This is a genomic window from Nocardia sp. NPDC005978 (assembly GCF_040614455.1).
In the GTDB taxonomy this organism is placed as follows: domain Bacteria; phylum Actinomycetota; class Actinomycetes; order Mycobacteriales; family Mycobacteriaceae; genus Nocardia.
The window spans coordinates 76,220-93,565 of record NZ_JBEXUS010000025.1 but is presented as its reverse complement, the minus strand read 5'-3'; the positions used below and the strand labels follow the sequence as shown (position 1 = coordinate 93,565).

Genomic DNA, 17,346 nt, shown 5'->3' with positions numbered 1-17,346 from the left:
ATGTCCGACCCTCTCACACGGGGGTGTGGAAGATCGGAACCAATAAATTATTGGCACTGACATTCATCGACACACTATTGAGTTCTCAAAGAACAGGCGCACACGGAACTTCGCGGGCTCTTTGTCCCGGTCGGTCTCTGCGGCTGCTTTCAAAGCTTAGCTCGTAACCTCACAGAAACAAAATCGTCTGCTCGGTCGAGCCAATGTGAACATCAGGCGCTCCTCGTACAACCTCGTTCACCCGGTTCCGCGCCGAGCCTCTCGGCTCCGCGTCTCGGCCCCTGGTCGGTGTCCGTGTCGCTCTGACCTGGAATAAGTTACGTGTTGGTTGTTCGCATGTCAAATCGCCTGTTCAGGAGGGGTTTTCGCGAAGCGCTTCCAACCCCTGCCGTTCAGCTGACCGTCGGATACCCGTTGGCTCGCCGGCGAAACCGGTTCGCGCCCTGGGAATACCGACTAGTCGGCTGCCCCACGGTGCCCATCAGTCGGCTGCGCCGACGCGAACGATCTCCGCCCCCAGCGACCGCAGGTTCTCCACGAAATCCGGGTAACCCCGGTCGATGTGGAAGACGTCGTGGACTTCGGTCACCCCGTCCGCCACCAGACCCGCGAGCACCAGACCCGCGCCGGCCCGGATGTCCGAGCTCCACACCGGCGCGCTCGACAGCCGCGGAATACCGCGCACCACAGCGTGATGCCCGTCGGTCCGCGCATCGGCGCCCAGCCGGATCATCTCCTCCACGAAGCGGAATCGCGCCTCGAAGATGTTCTCGGTGATCATCGAGGTACCGTCCGCGATCGCGGCCAGGCCGATGGCCATGGGCTGCAGATCGGTGGGGAAACCGGGGAACGGGAGCGTCGAGAAGTTCACCGCGCGCGGGCGCTCGGACTGCACCACGCGGAAACCGTCCGGTTCGAACGAGATTCGCGCGCCGGCCGACCGCAGCTTGTCCAGGACCAGCGACAGGTGCTTGGGGTTGATGCCGGTGACCCGCACATCGCCCTGGGTCATGGCGGCCGCGATCCCCCAGGTGGCCGCGACGATGCGATCACCGATGACCCGGTGATCGATCGGGGCGAGCTTGTCCACACCCTGGATCGTCAGCACCGAGGTGCCCGCACCGGAGATGACCGCACCCATGCGCGCCAGCATGGTGCACAGGTCCACGATCTCGGGTTCGCGCGCGGCGTTGTCGATGACCGTCTCCCCCTCGGCGAGCACCGCCGCCATGAGGATGTTCTCGGTCGCGCCGACCGACGGGAAGTCCAGGCGAATGCGCGCGCCCTGCAGTTCCTCCGCACGGGCCACCAGGCAGCCGTGCTCGATCTCGCTGGTCGCGCCGAGCAGCCGTAGTCCCTGCTGGTGCATGTCCAGCGGCCGCGATCCGATGGCGTCGCCACCCGGCAGCGCCACCACCGCGCGCTTGCAGCGCGCCATCAGCGGACCGAGCACGCACACCGAGGCACGGAACTGGGTGACCGCCGGGAAGTCGGCGTGGTACTTGGGCTCGGGCGGCACGGTGATGGCCACCGTCCCGCCGGCGATCGTGACATCGCAGCCGAGGCCGCGCAAAACGTCTGCCATCAGCGGCACATCCAGGATGTCCGGGCAGTTCGTGATCGTCGTCGTGCCTTCGGCCAGCAGCGCGGCGGCCATCAGCTTGAGGACGCTGTTCTTCGCGCCGCCTACCGCGACCTCACCGACGAGCCTGCTGCCCCCGGTCACCAGAAACCGTTCACTCACGGGGGTCAGCCTAGTGGTCCGCTCCCGCGCTCGTGGCCTCTCCGCCCGGGCGCCAGAGGATGTCGCCGTCCGGGTTGGCCACCCGGCCCAGAATGAACAGCAGGTCGGAGAGCCGGTTCAGGTATTTCGCGGGCAGTGCGCTGGTGTCCTCGGGATGGGCGTCCACGGCCGCCCAGGCCGCCCGTTCGGCGCGCCGCGCCACCGTGCGCGCCGTGTGCAGCAGCGCCGCGAGCGGGGTGCCGCCGGGCAGGATGAACGAATTCAACGGCGCCAGAGGCTCATTGAACTCATCGCACCATTTTTCGAGGCGATCGATGTACGGCTGGGTGATGCGCAGCGGCGGGTACTTCGGCTCCTCGACCACGGGGGTGGACAGGTCCGCGCCGGCGTCGAAGAGGTCGTTCTGGATGGCGCGCAGCACGGTGGTGATGCGCTCGTCCGGATCGCCGAGCGAGATGGCGACGCCGATCGCCGCGTTGGCCTCGTCGCAATCGGCGTAGGCGATGAGCCGGGGATCGGTCTTGGACACCCGCGAGAAATCGCTGAGTCCGGTGGTCCCGTCATCGCCGGTACGGGTGTAGATCCTCGTCAGATGCACGCTCACAAGGCCAGACTAGCCGCGCGCGGCGGCCGGGAAACCCCGATGCGGCGTGACTACCTGCGCCGGCGGATGCGCTCGGACGGGCGGGACTCCACCCAGGACAGGAACGCCGCCAGGGCGCCGCGGTCCAGCGCCAGCTCGTAGCCGCCGTGATTGTCGGAGATCATGACGATGGCCTCGTCGGTCATGATGTCGTACTCGTCGTCGTGCGGACTGCGGCGGTTGCCCACCTCGATGTCCAGGCGGCGGATGGCGGTGTCCGGGCCGAGCTTGAGACTGGAGAGTTTGTAGAAGACGAGGTTGTCCTCGCCGTAGCGGATCAGGCCGTGCCGCCACCCGCCACCGTGCCCGCGAGCGGGGAGAACCCGCAGCAGCGCGGCGGTGCCGCCGCGGCGCAGCATGATGAGGCGATAGGTCGAGGCCAGGGCCAAACCGACAAGCAGCAGCACCAGAATGATCAGGACCACCATCCCAGTTCGCAATGCTGCTCCGTCCCTGTTACATCCGCGTGGCCGTCGAGCTCGTCCGGCAGAAGCCGGGCCCCGTGTTTGGTCGATAGTAGCGACCGCTCCGACACGAGGTCCGGCCATCCACCGAATGTGACGTATGCCCTGCTCAGCTGACCTGTGGGTTCAGCCCGTGGAGAACGGGGCGCCCCGCTCCGGATCGAGCGTCATGCGCCCGGCCGACTGCCCCGGACCGAGGGTTGTGCCCGTGCCGACGGTCCGCGCCCGAGCAACGGGCGCCGGGACGCGTCGAGGCGGGCGCGTTCAGCCGATGCTGAACGGCTGCCCGTACATGCTGATCTTCTTGTAATGGGAGCCGGTGATCTCGACCACCGAGAATTGCCGGGCCTGCGCATAACCCGCACAGCCCTGCATTTCCATCGGAACATCTTGGTAGTGAATGTGATACGTACCACTCGCGGGCATTTCGATTTTATCGATCTCGACGAAGGCGACCTGACCGAGGGACAGCGGGAAGTTCAGGCCCGCCGGGATCATCGGCGTCGTACGCGCCGTGGCCTCCGAGGCCCCCGGCGCGACCTGACAGCCGACGATGTAGCCCACCGTCAACTCGGAGACCCCGAACGCGGGAGAACCGTTGGCGCCCCGCGAATTCCGTGTTCCGCCATCGGGTCCGTCGACACCGTCCGGCATCTCGACCTCGGCGCTGACGTGGCCGGTGAGCCATGAGATCCGGCCCGCCCCGCCGGGTGCCGGGGACGGCGAAATGATCGCCTGCTCACCCACACTCGTGATCGTCACTCCCGGCCGCTCGATCCGGCCGTCCGGCAGCGGGACGGTGACGTCCGCGGCGGCGGTCGCCGGCCCGAGCAGAGCGAGTGTCACCGCGGCGGCGGTTACGGAACTCCATCGAACTATTCGAAATACGCTCATCCATCCCTCGCTCATCGTCGCGAGGCCGCACCCGTCCGAACCAGAGGGCGACCACGCTGCGCCAACTCGTTGAGGTAATGCCGGAATTTCCTGGAATAGCCGCGGCTTTCGCGAATGCTTCAGATCACATTCGAAGCCGGTGCCCGAGTGTAAACGAAAAGAGCGGCGCCCCGGGATATTTCCCGGAGTCGCCGCTCGATTGCCGAGTGGAACTCGAATCGGACAATCAAGTCCGAGGTGAAACGATCAGGATTCGGCAGCCTTCGCCAGGGCCCGAATCTGCCCCTGCGCCTTGGCCTGTGCGGCCGGACTCGCGTCCGCGTCGGCGAGCACGGCCTTGGCGGCCGCCTCGTCGATATCGGCCGCGAAATCGGCGGTCTCGGCCAGCACCCGCACCGAAGTGCCGGTGACGGAGAAGAATCCGCCGTGCACGGCCGCGACGATGCGCTCGTCGCTGTCGGACACGATGGTCACCGTGCCGGCTTCGACCAGCTGACCGAGCAGCGGTTCGTGGCCGGCCAGGATGCCGATCTCACCCTCCGTGGTCTGGGCGGAGACGAACTTCGCCCGGCCGGACCACAGCAGTCGCTCAACGGCGACCAGGTCAACGGACATATCTGCCATGGGTGACTACTTCCCGGCGATCTTCTTCGCAGCGGCCTCGACGTCGTCCAGGCCACCGCAGGAGTTGAACGCCTGCTCGGGCAGGTGGTCGAACTCGCCCTTGCAGACGCGATCGAAGTCGTCGATGGTCTGCTCCAGCGGCACGACGGAACCCGGCTGACCGGTGAACTTCTCGGCCACGATGAAGTTCTGGCCGAGGAACTTCTCCAGACGACGGGCGCGGCCGACGAGGACCTTGTCGCCTTCGGAGAGCTCGTCCATACCGAGGATGGCGATGATGTCCTGCAGTTCCTTGTACTTCTGCAGGATCCGCTTGACCTCGTTGGCCACCTGGAAGTGACGGTCGCCGACGATGGACGCCTCGAGGATACGAGAGGTCGAGGTCAGCGGGTCGACGGCCGGGTAGATGCCCTTCTGCGAGATCGGGCGCGAAAGCTCGGTCGTCGCATCGAGGTGGGCGAAGGTGGTCGCCGGCGCCGGGTCGGTGTAGTCGTCGGCGGGGACGTAGATCGCCTGCATCGAGGTGATCGAGCGACCGCGGGTCGAGGTGATCCGCTCCTGGAGCTGACCCATCTCGTCCGCCAGGGTGGGCTGGTAACCCACGGCCGAGGGCATGCGACCCAGCAGGGTCGAAACCTCGGAGCCGGCCTGGGTGAAGCGGAAGATGTTGTCGATGAAGAGCAGAACGTCCTGGTTCTGCACGTCACGGAAGTACTCCGCCATGGTCAGGGCCGACAGGGCGACGCGCATACGCGTGCCCGGCGGCTCGTCCATCTGGCCGAAGACGAGGGCGGTGTCCTGAAGGACGCCCATCTCTTCCATTTCCAGGTGGAGGTCGGTGCCCTCACGGGTACGCTCACCGACGCCCGCGAACACCGAGGTGCCGGAGAACTCGCGAGCGATACGGGTGATCATCTCCTGGATCAGAACGGTCTTGCCGACACCGGCGCCACCGAACAGACCGATCTTGCCGCCCTTGACGTAGGGGGTGAGGAGGTCGATGACCTTGACGCCCGTTTCCAGGATCTCGGTCTTGCCCTCGAGCTGGTCGAAGGCGGGCGGCTGGCGGTGGATGCCCCACTGCTCGCCGTCGCGGCCGAGGCCCGGGGAGTCCAGGCAGTCGCCGAGGGCGTTGAACACGTGGCCCTTGACGACATCGCCGACGGGAACCGAGATCGGCTTGCCGGTGTCGCGCACCTCGACGCCACGCACCAGACCGTCGGTCGGCTGCATGGAGATGGTGCGAACGATGTTGTCGCCCAGGTGCTGTGCGACCTCGAGGGTCAGCGTCTTGGCAACGGACTTCAGGGCGATGTCAACGTTCAGCGCGTTGTACAGCTCCGGGATCGAACCGCGCGGGAACTCGACGTCCACGACGGGTCCGATGACGCGGGAGACGCGGCCAGTGCCGGCGCCAACCCGGGTCTCTGTGGTGACACTTGCGGTCATTGCTTCTTCTTCCTGGCTCTAGTCGCGGTCCGAGCTCGAAGCCAGCGCGTTGGCGCCGCCGACGATTTCCGTGATTTCCTGCGTGATTCCGGCCTGGCGCAGCGAGTTCGCGGTACGGGTCAGTGAATTCACCAGATCCGTCGCGTTATCGGTGGCCGCCTTCATCGCGGTGCGGCGCGCAGCCGACTCCGATGCCGCCGCGTCGAGCAGCGACGAGTAAATCCGAGTGTTGACGTACTTCGGCAGCAGCGCGCCCAGCAGGACGTCCGCATCCGGCTCGAACTCGTACTGAGCCGCGGGGTCGGCATTGCCGTCCGAGAAGCTGTCCTCACCCAGTTCGAAGTTCTCGTCGACGTAGCTCACCTGGATGGGAGCCAGCCGGCGAACCTCGGGCACCTGCGACAGCATCGACACGAAACGCGTGTAGACGATGTGCAGTTCATCGACACCGGCGATGGTGCCGAGCCCGTTGGGGGCGGCGACTTCGCCGTCCGCGCCCGCCATGAACGCCTCGACCAGGTGGTTGCAGGCGGCGGAGGCATCGGCGTAGTTCGGCGACTGGGAGAACCCGGTCCACGCGCCGTTGGTCTCGCGACCACGGAAGGTGTAGTAGGTCAGGCCCTTCGAACCCATCACGTACAGGACGGGTTCCTTGCCCTCGGCGCGCAGGGTGGTCAGCAGCTCCTCGGTGCGCTTGAGCACATTGGAGTTGTAACCACCGCACATGCCGCGGTCGCTGGTGATCACCAGCACCGCGGCACGCCGCGCGTTCGGCCGCTCGGTGAGCAGCGGGTGGCTGAGATTGCCACTGGCGCTTGCCAATTCGGCGAGCACCTTGGTGATCTCTTCCGCATACGGCTTGGCCGCGGCGACCCGGGCCTGCGCCTTGCTGATTCGCGAGGTCGCGATCAGCTCTTGCGCCTTGGTGATCTTCTTGATCGAGCTCACGGAACGAATTCGGGAGCGCAGTTCGCGCACGCTAGGCATTAGCGGTTCACACTCCCTTCGTTACTCGAGACAGTCATTCGCATCAGCTTCGCCGCTCTTACTTCTCGACGTGCTTGCGAGTGACGGACAGCGACTCGACCTCTTCGTGATCGAGCTTTCCGGCCTCGGCCTCGTTGACCACGCGGCTGCCGTCCGAAGCGAGGAAGCCCTGCTTGAACTTGTCCGTCGCGGTCTTGATCGCGTCGGCGGGCTCGCCCTCGATCTTCTTCGCGCCGCCCTGCAGGGCGTCGAAGGAGTCCTGCACGGAGCTGTGCAGGAACTCGAGCAGCTCGGAGTTGAAGCGGCGGACGTCGCCGACCGGCACCGAGTCGTAGTAGCCGGCGTCGACCAGGAACAGCGAGACGACCTGGTCCTCGACCGCGACCGGGGCGTACTGGTCCTGCTTCAGCAGCTCGACCCAGCGCGCACCGCGCTCGAGCTGCGCCAGGGAGGCCGCGTCGAGATCGGAGGCGAAGGCGGAGAACGCCTCGAGCTCGCGGTAGGAGGCCAGCTCCAGACGCAGCGAACCGGCGACCTGCTTCATGGCCTTGGTCTGCGCTGCGCCACCGACACGGGAGACGGAGATACCGACGTTGATGGCCGGGCGGACACCCTTGTTGAAGAGGTCCGACTCGAGGAACACCTGACCGTCGGTGATGGAGATGACGTTGGTCGGGATGAACGCCGAGACGTCGTTCGCCTTGGTCTCGATGATCGGCAGCGCGGTCATGGAACCGGCACCGAGCTCGTCGGACAGCTTGGCCGAACGCTCCAGCAGACGGGAGTGCAGGTAGAAGACGTCACCCGGGTACGCCTCGCGGCCCGGCGGGCGACGCAGCAGCAGCGAGATCGCGCGGTAGGCCTCGGCCTGCTTCGACAGGTCGTCGAACACGATCAGGACGTGCTTGCCCTGGTACATCCAGTGCTGGCCCAGGGCCGAACCGGTGTACGGCGCCAGCCACTTGAAGCCGGCGGAATCGGACGCGGGGGCCGCGACGATGGTGGTGTACTCCATCGCGCCGTGGGCCTCCAGCGCGGCCTTCACGCCCGCGATGGTGGAACCCTTCTGGCCGATCGCGACGTAGATGCAGCGCACCTGCTTGGTCGGATCGCCGGTGGCCCAGTTGGCCTTCTGGTTGATGATGGCGTCGATGCAGACCGCGGTCTTGCCGGTCTTGCGGTCGCCGATGACGAGCTGACGCTGGCCGCGGCCGATGGCGGTCAGGGCGTCGATCGCGGTGATGCCGGTCGCGAGGGGCTCGCCGACGGGCTGGCGCTCCAGCACGGTGGCGGCCTGCAGCTCGAGCACGCGACGCTCGTCGGCCTCGATGTCGCCGAGGCCGTCGATCGGGGCGCCCAGCGGGTTGATGACGCGACCGAGGAACTTGTCGCCAACGGGGACCGAGAGCACGTCGCCGGTACGACGGACCTGCTGGCCCTCCTCGATGGTGTCGAACTCACCCAGGATGACGGCACCGATCTCGGTGTCCTCCAGGTTCAACGCGACGCCGAGCTTGCCGCCGGGGAATTCCAGCAGCTCGTTGGCCATCGCGGACGGGAGGCCGCTGATGTGGGCGATACCGTCGCCGGTGTCGGTGACCACGCCCACTTCCTCGATGGAGGTTTCCGGGGTGTAGCTCTGGGTGTAGCTCTCGATCGCGCTACGGATCTCATCGGGGGAGATCGTCAGCTCCGCCATGTTCTTCCTGCTCTCGCTGTGGTCTCGTAAGTCGGTGTGTAAGTGCGCTTCTCGGCCGTGTCTCAAGCGAGAGACTGGCGCAAGCGCTGCAGTCGGCCGACGGCGCTGCCGTCGATCAGGTCGTCGCCCACGCGCACGACGACGCCGGCCAGCAGGCTCGGGTCTTCCTGCACATGCACCGTGACGGGCTTGTCGTAGATGCGCTGCAGCGAGGCAGCGAGCTGCTCGCGCTGCTGCGTCGTCAGGGCAGACGCGGAGCGCACGTGCGCCACGATCTGATCCCGGAGCGACGCCGCCAGGTCGGACAGGTGGTCGAAAGCCGCGCCGATGTCGCCCTTCTTGCTGCGGGCGACTGCCTGCTGGACCAGCTCGAGGGTGATCTCCTCGACCTTGCCCGCGAGCAGACGCTGCACCAGTTCACGCTTGGCAGTCAGGGACTGGCCGTGATCGGTCAGCGCCTGCTCCAGCGCGGGGTTGTCGTCGACGATCCGGCCCAGCCGGAACAGCTCGTCCTCGACGGCGGTGAGGCGGCCGCGATCCTCCGCGGCACGCAGCAACGCCTCGCGGCCGAGCAGGACCAGGCTGTCGACCAGGTCGCGGGCACGGGACCAGTCCTGTGCCACGGCGGTGGTCAGCACCGCCTGGGTGGCCGCGCTGATCTTGCCGCCGAACAGGCGCTCGGCCAGTTCGGCGCGGGCCGCACTGGACACCGACTTATCCGCGAGCGCCACACGCAGCGAGCGCTGGTCGTCGAGGACGGCGACAACGGCGAACAGTTCGGAGCCCGTCGTGGCCGCGACGGTGTCGCTTCCGGTCAGAGCGGCCCGAAGAGCTTCCCGCGCACGGGAGCTCGCCTCGCGGCTCGCTGCGTACATGCTTCCCACTTTCGGTTCGTTACCTTCCGACCCCGATGCCGGCGTTCGAATCCAGTTCCGCGAGGAACCGGTCGATCGACGCCGCCTGCTTGGCCTCGTCGGCCACCGACTGACCGATGATCTTCTCGGCCAAGTCGACCGCGGTGCGGCCCAGCTCGGAGCGAAGCTCGGTCACGATCTGCTGACGCTGCGCCTCCAGCTGGGTCTGACCAGCGGCGACGATTCGGTCGGCCTCAGCCTGCGCATCGGAGCGCATCTGGGACAGGATGGTCTGGCCCTGGGTGCGCGCTTCCTCACGGATGCGCGCGGCCTCGAGGCGAGCCTCGGCCAGCTGCTCCTGGTACTGCTGCAGGGTCGCCTGCGCCTCGGCCTGCACGGCCTCGGCCTTGGCGATGCCGCCTTCGATCTTCTCCGAGCGCTCGTCGAGCACCTTGGTCAGACGCGGGATCACGTACTTGTAGAACGCGAAGCCGATGACCAGGAGGCAGACCGCAGACCAGAAAATGTCATACGGCTCCGGGATGAGGGGGTTCTGTTCCGACCCCTCAGCCGCGAGCAAAGTCATGTTGCTCATCGCTGATTATCCGGAATCAGAAGATGAAGCCGGCGACGAGGCCGATCAGCGCCAGGGCCTCGGTGAACGCGATACCGAGGAACATGTTGGTGCGGATGGTGCCCTGGAGCTCGGGCTGACGCGCGATGCCCTCGATGGCCTTACCGACGACGATGCCGACGCCGATGCCGGGGCCGATCGCGGCGAGGCCGTAGCCGATGGCGCCGAAGCCGGTGGACTTGGTCTCAGTCGCCTGCGCCAGGATCGAGAGGGTGCTGCTCATGGTGTTGTTTTCCCTTTCTGTCGCCCACCCGCCGTCGGCGCGTGAAGCAGGTTTGTGGAAATTTGGTACCGGTCGGTCAGTGGGAGTCGGCGTGCTGCGCGAGACCGATGTAGACAGCGGTCAGCAGCGCGAACACGTACGCCTGCAGGAAGACCACCAGCAATTCGAAGAGGGTGAAGCCGAAGCCCGCGAGGAGCGAGAACGGCGAGAACACCTTCATCCAGGAGGCGGCGTCGAACAGGAAGAACTGGGTGGCGCTGAAGAACAGCACCAGCATGATGTGACCGGCCAGCATGTTCGCCATGAGTCGCACGGTCAGGGTGAACGGCCGCAGCACGAAGGTCGAGATGAACTCGATCGGAATCAGCAGCACATGCAGGGCCGGCGGCACGTTCGGCACGACGATGCTCGAACGCATGTATTTCAGGAAGCCGTACTTCTTGATGCCCACGTAGTTGAACGTCACGTACGCGACCAGCGCCAGGACCAGCGGGAAGCCGATGCGGGCATTCGAAGAGATGTTCAGGCCCGGAATGATGCCGGAGATGTTCAGGAACAGGACCGAGAAGAAGATCGTCGCGATGAGCGGGAAGAACTTCTTGCCGGATTCCTTGCCGAGCACCTCGTCACAGATCTGCTCCTTGACGAACACCAGCGCGGATTCCGCCACATTCTGCAGGCCTCGCGGAACCAGCTTCGGGCTCCGGAATGCGAGGAACATGACGGCCAGCAGAACGGCCGACATGACGATGCGAATCAGCATCAGCCGATCGAGCTGAAAAAGTGTCCCCTCGAACAGCACTGCTGGAGGGAAGAAGTCGTTAAGCGACGGCGCGTGGAACTCGCCCGCAAGAATGGTGACGCTCAGCGTTCTCTCCCGTGGTCGGGCCGCAGGAAAGGTTTTTCCCTGCGGTTCGATCGGACATTGACGATCTGGTGGTCGACTCAGGTCGGCTCGAAGTTCGTCAGCAGCTGTTCGGGCCAAGCCCGGGCGTCTGTACGCGCGTCGGCGACATCGTCGACGGTGCAGAACCGTGACCCTGGGGGTCAGGTACGGCAGTAAGCATAACCTGCTCTCAGGCGGGTCTCAGGTGACCCCCCCTTGTGCTTCGGTCGGCTACAAGTAAAGAGTTTATCAAGTTATCTACGACAGCGTGTAGGGGGCCGCCTGAACAGCCGGTGAACTGCGCCGAAGCTACAGTTCGCGGTCCACCTCGACGGTCGGAACCTTTTGGCGCAGAAGGCCGTACGTCTCCGCGCCGAGCACAACCAGCAGTGCGCCGACGACCGTCAGGAACAGGGCGCCGGAGCTGTAGAAGTCGTACTGCTTGAGAACCGCGACGACCACGAGGGCCACCAGCAGCTTGCCCACCCAGCTGCCGAGCAGCACGATGCCCTGCAATCCGGATTCGATCTTGGCACTGAAGAGCACCGAGGCGGCGGTCGTCAGAATGAATCCGCCGCCGATGGCGGCGCCGAGCAGGGCGCCCCACAGGCCGGGCGTACCGGCGATAATCGTGGACAGAATTGCCGAAATCACAACCAGCACAGCCAAACCGGCGATGCCGTAGCGCAGCGCGGCCCGCAGTGGGGCGTCGGGACCTGGTTCGGAAGGCTTGCTCACGTCCGGAAACTTTACCCGGCGGTTCTACCGCCGACCCGCCCGGTCAATCCGCGCCACGACGGGACCGCGGTCACGATGAGCGCGAAAACCAGGCCCGCCGCGAACAGCAGCACCACCAGCGTGCGATCCATCAATGACGTCCCGACCGCGCCGAATGCCAGCACGCTCACCCACAAGTAGATCAGCAGCACGACGCGTCGGTGCGAATGCCCGATCTGCAGCAAACGGTGATGCAGATGCATTTTGTCCGGAGTGGAGAAACTCACACCCGCGCGCACGCGGCGCACGATCGCGAGCACGAGATCGAGGACCGGAATGAACATGACCGCGCCGACCAGCAACAGCGGCGAGAGCAGGCCGACGATGTCGCGCGGGCCGTAACCCTGCAGCGGAATTCGCCCGGACGCGCCGGTGGACACCGCGGCCAGCATCAATCCGATGAGCATGGAACCGGTGTCGCCCATGAATATTCGGGCCGGCTGGAAATTGTGCGGGAGAAATCCCAGGCAACCGCCGGCCAGCGCCGCGGCCAGCAACGCGGGCGGATACGTGTCGGTCGCCCCGCCCACCTCGTAGAGCAGGCCCACGGTGAATACGAACACCGCCACCGAGGCGATGAACCCCAGGCCCGCGGCCAGGCCGTCCAGGCCGTCCACGAAATTCATGGCATTGATCAATGTCACGGTGATGCCGACCGTGACCAGGCCGCCCTGCAGCGGATCCAGGACCACGGTCTCGTTGGTGAAGGGGTTGTAGATCGCGACCCAGCTCAGGCCCATGACGGCCATCACACCGGCCGCGGTGATCTGCCCGACGAATTTGGTGAGCGCGTCCAAACCCCAGCGATCGTCGATGATGCCGACCAGCACGATCAGCGTGCCCGCCGCCAATACCGCCGGAATGTCCTTCGGATACTCGAAGCCGCGGCGCAGTGCGGGCAATTGATGGGCGAACATGACCGCGGCGAGTACACCCAGATAAATTCCCAATCCGCCCATGCGCGGCACCGGCTTCACGTGCACGTCGCGTTCGCGCGGTACCGCCACCGCACCGAATCCGATTGCCATGACCCGGATTCCACCGGTGAGCAGAAAGGTGACGACGGAGGCGACGAGCAGCACCAACAGCAGCTCGCGCAGTGGGACGACCGCGCCCTGGCTGAATACGCCCTGACTCAACAGCATCTAGGTGGCCGTCACCGCTCACCGGGCGAGCGCAGTTCCTCCGGCGACATGCCGAGGACCTCCGCGATCTTCTCCACCGGAATCGCACCCTCGCGCAGCACGCGCGGCGCGTCCGAGGTGAGGTCCACGATGGTGGAGGCGACGGCGTGATCGGCCGGGCCGCCGTCGAGGTACACCCCGACCAGCTCGCCGAGTTGTGCCTTGGCCTCGTCGACGGTTTTGGCGGGCGGCTGGCCCGAGACGTTCGCGCTGGAGACCGCCAGCGGGCCGACCTCGCGCAGCAGCTCGAGCGCCACCGGGTGCAGCGGCATGCGCAGCATGACGGTGCCGCGGGTGTCGCCCAGATCCCAGGCCAGCGAAGGCGCCTGCTGCACAACGAGACTCAGGCCGCCGGGCCAGAAAGCGCGAATCAGGTCGCGGGCCTGCGGGCGCACCGAGAAGACGAGTCCGTCGATGGTCGTCCAGGAACCGACCAGCACCGGCACCGGCATGTCCCGGCCGCGGCGCTTGGCCGCGAGCAGCGCGCTGACCGCCTGGCTGTCGAAGGCGTCGGCGGCCAGGCCGTAGAGGGTGTCGGTGGGAATGACGGCCAACCGTCCCGATTTCAGCGCACTCCGGGCCGCGATCAGTCCGGCGGCTCGTGAATCGGAATCGGCACAGTCGTAGACGGTACTCACGCGCAACATCTTGGCACGAACGCCGGAGAACGCCATCGCCGCCGCCGGGTTTCGCGATCGAATCCGAGATCCGCGCGGTGCGAGCGCACTCCGGGCAGCCGGTCCGTTCGTTCCCGGGGTTCGGACCGGATGGGCATCCGGTCGCAGAACAGGGCATGCGCGGAACCGTGCCCGCGGTGTGACCGCTCGTTTCAGTGCGCGGTCGGCAGGGCGGCGGCGCGGGCCACGACGAAGCGGGGTTTGCCCGCCAGGTCGGGGTGTTCGACCACCTCGGTGAAGCCCGCGGCGGTCAGCAGCGCGGCCACGCCGGAGCCGTTGGTGTCGTCGTGTTCGATGGCCACCACGCCGCCGGGGCGAAGCAGGCGGGCGATGTTGGGGATCATCGGGCGGATGACGTCGAGGCCGTCGGGGCCGCCGAACAGGGCGCGGTGCGGATCATGGTCCGCCACTTCGGGATCCAGGACCGCGGCCTCGGGAATGTAGGGCGGATTGGATACCAGGACGTCGACCCGGCCGGTGAGATGTTCCAGCAGGGCGGGATCGGTGACGTCGGCGGCGTGCAGGTCGATGGGGGTGTCGCCCTCGTCGGCCAGTTGCAGGGCGTTGCGGCGGGCCCATGCCAGCGCCTCGGTGTCCAGTTCCACCGCGTGCACCTGGGCGTCGGGGCGGGCGTGCGCGACGGCCAGGGCCAGGGCGCCCGAACCGGTGCACAGATCGACCACGATCGGCTGGTGCTCGTGCCCGGCGGCTTCGAGTTGCCCCAGCGCCCAGGCGAAGACGAGTTCGGTTTCCGGGCGGGGCACGAAAACGCCCGGCCCGACCGCCAGATCGATCTCCCCCATCGCCGCGGTGCCCGTGAGGTGTTGCAGCGGAACGCGTTCGGCGCGCCGGTCGACGAGTTTGCGGAACTCCTCGAGCTGGTCCGCGGTCACCATCGGCACGAGCACCAGCCGCATGCGGTCCACGCCGAGGACATGGGCGGCAAGGTGTTCGGCGTCGGCGTCGGGACTGGGTACCCCGGCGGTGCGCAGGATCTCGGCCGCCTCCCGAATCGCGGGCCGCAGTGGCGTGCGGGGCTGCGCCGACTCCCCCGTATTACTGCCGATCACCTGGAAGCCTCGCTTCTACTGGTCCGCCTCGCCGAGCATGCGGCGGACGGCCCGGAAGCCGCCGCCCGGTTCTGACACGTACTGCGGTAGGTGCGGAAACCATCCCGGGACGTCCCGGGGGTACCCATGTTCTCACGGATTCGCCGCGCCGGCCGCCCGGTCGCACAGGGTCGCGGCGTGCCCTATTCCGCGGCGAGCCGGGCCGCGCGGTCGGCCTCGCCGAGGGCGTTGAACAGGTCGTCCAGCCCGCCCTGCAGCACGGCGTCGAGGTTGTGCGCCTTGAAGCCGATGCGGTGATCGGCGATGCGGTTCTCCGGGAAGTTGTAGGTGCGGATGCGCTCGGAACGGTCGACCGTGCGGATCTGGGTGGCGCGCCCGGCGGCGGCTTCCTGATCGGCCTGCTCCTCGGCCAGGGCCTGCAGCCGGGCCGAGAGGACCTGCATGGCGCGCATCTTGTTCTGCAGCTGCGAGCGCTCGTTCTGACAGGTCACCACGATGCCGGTGGGCAGGTGGGTGATGCGCACCGCGGAGTCGGTGGTGTTGACGCCCTGGCCGCCCTTGCCGGACGAGCGGTAGACGTCGATGCGCAGGTCCTTGTCGTCGATCTGCACCTCTTCGACCTCGTCGGGCTCGGGGTAGACCAGCACGCCGGCGGCCGAGGTGTGGATGCGGCCCTGCGATTCGGTGACCGGCACGCGCTGGACGCGGTGCACGCCGCCCTCGAACTTCAGCTTGGACCACACGCCGTCGCGGGAGGGCTCCTTGGCCTTGATCGAGATCGTGGCTTCCTTGTATCCGCCCATGTCGGTGACGGTCGCGTCCAGGACCTCCACCTTCCAGCCGTGCCGTTCGGCGTAGCGGATGTACATGCGGGCCAGGTCGGAGGCGAACAGCGCCGACTCCTCGCCGCCCTCACCCGACTTCACTTCCAGCACAACATCATCGGCGTCGTGCGGATCGCGCGGGGCGAGCAGGTCGGTGAGCGCCTTCTCGTATTCCTCGACCTGCGCGCGCAATCCGGGGATCTCGGCGGCGAAGGAGGAATCGTCGGCGGCCAGCTCTTCGGCGGCGGCCAGATCGTCCCGGGTGGAGGTCAGCTTGTTGTAGGCCGACATGATCGGACCCAGTTCGGCGAAGCGCTTGCCCACGCGCCGGGCCGCACCCGGGTCGTTGTGTAGCGCGGGGTCAGCGAGCTGGGACTCGAGCCCGGAGTACTCGGCCAGAATGTCGTCGATCGCGGAGGGGGCCATCTTGTCGGCCATCGCGGTTCTCCTCGGATAGGGCGTGCACAGTCAGTTTGCGGGTCATTCCGCTGCCGTCCGCGGCCCGACCCTGGAAACACCGCGACGCCCGCCTGCACGGGGCAGACGGGCGTCGTCAGGGAAGCTACTTGGCTTCGGCGCCCTTCGCGGCACGCTTGCCGTAGCGAGCCTCGAAGCGAGCCACGCGGCCACCGGTGTCCAGGATCTTCTGCTTGCCCGTGTAGAACGGGTGGCACTGGGAGCAAACTTCGACCGTGATCTGGCCGGACTCCTTGGTGCTCTTGGTCTGGAAGGTGTTGCCGCAGCCGCACACGACCGTCGTATCGACGTACGTGGGGTGAATTCCTGCCTTCATGGTGTCCTTTCGAAAGGCGCCGGGTCGCCTCGCCAGGGTTGTCACCTGGCAGCAAGCGTGAACCGGAACCGACATAGGCATGGTTGCCGACTGATGAGTGTAAACGTCACCCCCGGCGCGTTTTGTTCCACCCCTCATCCGCCCCGGTCGGAGGCACCGCCGCCTATCCCAGCGGTCCCGCCTCGTCGACACAGACCTCGAGCCCGAGCACGCGGAACAGCCCGCAGACCGCGACGGCCGCCGAACCCGCGGTGGCGATGCCCGCACCCGACCCGGTACCCCCGCCCGAGCCGGTCTCCGCCGCGGCGACGCCGGATCCGGCCGCGATCAGCGCCGCTACCGCGATGATAGTGGCCGTTACCTTGCGCAATGTCGTACCTCTGTCTCGAAGAATGTGGAACCACACGGGCGGATCGAACGCACTACCCGCACGGCTAGGAGAGCGCGGGCAGCGGGTACCGGCGGCACTCCTGCGACGGATCGATGATGAACACGCGGACCAGCGAGCAGACCGCGGTCGCGACCACCGTTCCCGAGCCCGATGCCGATCCGGTGCCGGAAGCCGTGTCGGGGCCGGCCGCGGTCGCGGATCCCCCGCCGATCAGAGTCAGGGCCGCTGCCGCGGCCAGTGTGGTTGCTGCCTTGCGCATGGTCGTGGACCGCCCGCCTGTTGATGTGAAGTACTTGCGACTCACAAAATATTGCGGGTCACCCGTTTCGCGACGGGGTTTGCGGCCCCCACTTTTCGGGGGTTCTCGACTCCACCGCCCCCAAAACTGCGGGCGCGCAGATGGTTCGGGCTCGAGTCAGGCTGGAAGTCGAGTAGTTCGCTACTCAAGAATACGAACAGCAGTGTTCATAGAGTAGTTCCAGGTGAGAGGCTTACCACTACCGGGAGGACAGCTGTGACCAGGAGGGAC

At 66.8% G+C, this 17,346-nt stretch carries 20 protein-coding genes; all 20 read right to left on the bottom strand.

Annotated features, from left to right (window positions below):
• Nucleotides 1-481: 481 nt before the first annotated feature.
• Nucleotides 482-1,744, bottom strand: a complete 1,263-nt coding sequence (gene murA / locus ABZ319_RS14460) for a UDP-N-acetylglucosamine 1-carboxyvinyltransferase (protein WP_354986850.1) — start codon at nt 1,742-1,744, stop codon at nt 482-484.
• Between the two features lie 10 nt (nt 1,745-1,754).
• A complete protein-coding gene (locus ABZ319_RS14455) occupies nt 1,755-2,348 on the bottom strand; it encodes a cob(I)yrinic acid a,c-diamide adenosyltransferase (protein WP_354986849.1) in 594 nt (197 codons plus the stop codon).
• A 50-nt stretch (nt 2,349-2,398) separates the two neighbouring features.
• Nucleotides 2,399-2,815 carry a DUF2550 domain-containing protein gene (locus tag ABZ319_RS14450; protein WP_354986855.1) on the bottom strand — a complete coding sequence of 139 codons (417 nt, stop codon included), beginning with the start codon at nt 2,813-2,815 and terminating at the stop codon, nt 2,399-2,401.
• A gap of 300 nt (nt 2,816-3,115) precedes the next feature.
• Nucleotides 3,116-3,697 carry an MspA family porin gene (locus tag ABZ319_RS14445; RefSeq protein WP_354986848.1) on the bottom strand — a complete coding sequence of 194 codons (582 nt, stop codon included), beginning with the start codon at nt 3,695-3,697 and terminating at the stop codon, nt 3,116-3,118.
• A gap of 294 nt (nt 3,698-3,991) precedes the next feature.
• Nucleotides 3,992-4,369: a F0F1 ATP synthase subunit epsilon gene (locus ABZ319_RS14440; protein ID WP_354986847.1), complete on the bottom strand. Its 378-nt coding sequence runs from the start codon at nt 4,367-4,369 to the stop codon at nt 3,992-3,994.
• A gap of 6 nt (nt 4,370-4,375) precedes the next feature.
• Nucleotides 4,376-5,818 (bottom strand): F0F1 ATP synthase subunit beta, encoded by a 1,443-nt coding sequence (atpD, locus tag ABZ319_RS14435; protein ID WP_354986846.1) that lies wholly within the window; start codon nt 5,816-5,818, stop codon nt 4,376-4,378.
• Nucleotides 5,819-5,836: 18 nt separating this feature from the next.
• Nucleotides 5,837-6,805, bottom strand: a complete 969-nt coding sequence (locus ABZ319_RS14430) for a F0F1 ATP synthase subunit gamma (RefSeq protein ID WP_354986845.1) — start codon at nt 6,803-6,805, stop codon at nt 5,837-5,839.
• A 58-nt stretch (nt 6,806-6,863) separates the two neighbouring features.
• A complete protein-coding gene (atpA, locus tag ABZ319_RS14425) occupies nt 6,864-8,504 on the bottom strand; it encodes a F0F1 ATP synthase subunit alpha (protein WP_354986844.1) in 1,641 nt (546 codons plus the stop codon).
• A gap of 62 nt (nt 8,505-8,566) precedes the next feature.
• On the bottom strand, nt 8,567-9,379 hold the full coding sequence (locus tag ABZ319_RS14420; protein WP_354986843.1) for a F0F1 ATP synthase subunit delta: 813 nt from the start codon (nt 9,377-9,379) through the stop codon (nt 8,567-8,569).
• 19 nt (nt 9,380-9,398) lie between these two features.
• The gene (locus ABZ319_RS14415; protein ID WP_354986842.1) at nt 9,399-9,953 is read right to left on the bottom strand and encodes a F0F1 ATP synthase subunit B; all 555 of its coding nucleotides are present in this window, start codon (nt 9,951-9,953) and stop codon (nt 9,399-9,401) included.
• A 16-nt stretch (nt 9,954-9,969) separates the two neighbouring features.
• Nucleotides 9,970-10,215: an ATP synthase F0 subunit C gene (locus ABZ319_RS14410; protein ID WP_354986841.1), complete on the bottom strand. Its 246-nt coding sequence runs from the start codon at nt 10,213-10,215 to the stop codon at nt 9,970-9,972.
• A 76-nt stretch (nt 10,216-10,291) separates the two neighbouring features.
• Nucleotides 10,292-11,017 carry a F0F1 ATP synthase subunit A gene (gene atpB, locus ABZ319_RS14405; protein WP_354986840.1) on the bottom strand — a complete coding sequence of 242 codons (726 nt, stop codon included), beginning with the start codon at nt 11,015-11,017 and terminating at the stop codon, nt 10,292-10,294.
• 393 nt (nt 11,018-11,410) lie between these two features.
• Complete coding sequence (locus ABZ319_RS14400; protein ID WP_354986839.1) at nt 11,411-11,839, bottom strand: hypothetical protein; 429 nt, start codon at nt 11,837-11,839, stop codon at nt 11,411-11,413.
• An 11-nt stretch (nt 11,840-11,850) separates the two neighbouring features.
• Nucleotides 11,851-13,023, bottom strand: coding sequence for an MraY family glycosyltransferase (locus tag ABZ319_RS14395; protein ID WP_354986838.1), 1,173 nt, complete (start codon nt 13,021-13,023; stop codon nt 11,851-11,853).
• Between the two features lie 11 nt (nt 13,024-13,034).
• On the bottom strand, nt 13,035-13,700 hold the full coding sequence (locus ABZ319_RS14390) for an L-threonylcarbamoyladenylate synthase (protein ID WP_354986837.1): 666 nt from the start codon (nt 13,698-13,700) through the stop codon (nt 13,035-13,037).
• Nucleotides 13,701-13,891: 191 nt separating this feature from the next.
• Nucleotides 13,892-14,809, bottom strand: coding sequence for a peptide chain release factor N(5)-glutamine methyltransferase (prmC, locus tag ABZ319_RS14385; protein ID WP_354986836.1), 918 nt, complete (start codon nt 14,807-14,809; stop codon nt 13,892-13,894).
• Between the two features lie 182 nt (nt 14,810-14,991).
• Complete coding sequence (gene prfA / locus ABZ319_RS14380; RefSeq protein WP_354986835.1) at nt 14,992-16,071, bottom strand: peptide chain release factor 1; 1,080 nt, start codon at nt 16,069-16,071, stop codon at nt 14,992-14,994.
• 124 nt (nt 16,072-16,195) lie between these two features.
• Nucleotides 16,196-16,426 (bottom strand): 50S ribosomal protein L31, encoded by a 231-nt coding sequence (rpmE, locus tag ABZ319_RS14375; protein ID WP_354986834.1) that lies wholly within the window; start codon nt 16,424-16,426, stop codon nt 16,196-16,198.
• 163 nt (nt 16,427-16,589) lie between these two features.
• Nucleotides 16,590-16,796 carry a hypothetical protein gene (locus ABZ319_RS14370; RefSeq protein WP_354986833.1) on the bottom strand — a complete coding sequence of 69 codons (207 nt, stop codon included), beginning with the start codon at nt 16,794-16,796 and terminating at the stop codon, nt 16,590-16,592.
• A gap of 64 nt (nt 16,797-16,860) precedes the next feature.
• Nucleotides 16,861-17,076 carry a hypothetical protein gene (locus ABZ319_RS14365; protein ID WP_354986832.1) on the bottom strand — a complete coding sequence of 72 codons (216 nt, stop codon included), beginning with the start codon at nt 17,074-17,076 and terminating at the stop codon, nt 16,861-16,863.
• Nucleotides 17,077-17,346: the final 270 nt, after the last annotated feature.

Coding starts and splice junctions, on each gene's coding strand:
- ABZ319_RS14365 (WP_354986832.1), bottom strand. CDS start 17,076: ATGCGCAAGGCAGCAACCACACTGGCCGCGGCAGCGGCCCTGACTCTG.
- ABZ319_RS14395 (WP_354986838.1), bottom strand. CDS start 13,023: ATGCTGTTGAGTCAGGGCGTATTCAGCCAGGGCGCGGTCGTCCCACTG.
- ABZ319_RS14440 (WP_354986847.1), bottom strand. CDS start 4,369: ATGGCAGATATGTCCGTTGACCTGGTCGCCGTTGAGCGACTGCTGTGG.
- ABZ319_RS14415 (WP_354986842.1), bottom strand. CDS start 9,953: ATGAGCAACATGACTTTGCTCGCGGCTGAGGGGTCGGAACAGAACCCC.
- atpD (WP_354986846.1), bottom strand. CDS start 5,818: ATGACCGCAAGTGTCACCACAGAGACCCGGGTTGGCGCCGGCACTGGC.
- ABZ319_RS14420 (WP_354986843.1), bottom strand. CDS start 9,379: ATGTACGCAGCGAGCCGCGAGGCGAGCTCCCGTGCGCGGGAAGCTCTT.
- atpA (WP_354986844.1), bottom strand. CDS start 8,504: ATGGCGGAGCTGACGATCTCCCCCGATGAGATCCGTAGCGCGATCGAG.
- rpmE (WP_354986834.1), bottom strand. CDS start 16,426: ATGAAGGCAGGAATTCACCCCACGTACGTCGATACGACGGTCGTGTGC.
- ABZ319_RS14410 (WP_354986841.1), bottom strand. CDS start 10,215: ATGAGCAGCACCCTCTCGATCCTGGCGCAGGCGACTGAGACCAAGTCC.
- prfA (WP_354986835.1), bottom strand. CDS start 16,071: ATGGCCGACAAGATGGCCCCCTCCGCGATCGACGACATTCTGGCCGAG.
- ABZ319_RS14450 (WP_354986855.1), bottom strand. CDS start 2,815: ATGGTGGTCCTGATCATTCTGGTGCTGCTGCTTGTCGGTTTGGCCCTG.
- ABZ319_RS14430 (WP_354986845.1), bottom strand. CDS start 6,805: ATGCCTAGCGTGCGCGAACTGCGCTCCCGAATTCGTTCCGTGAGCTCG.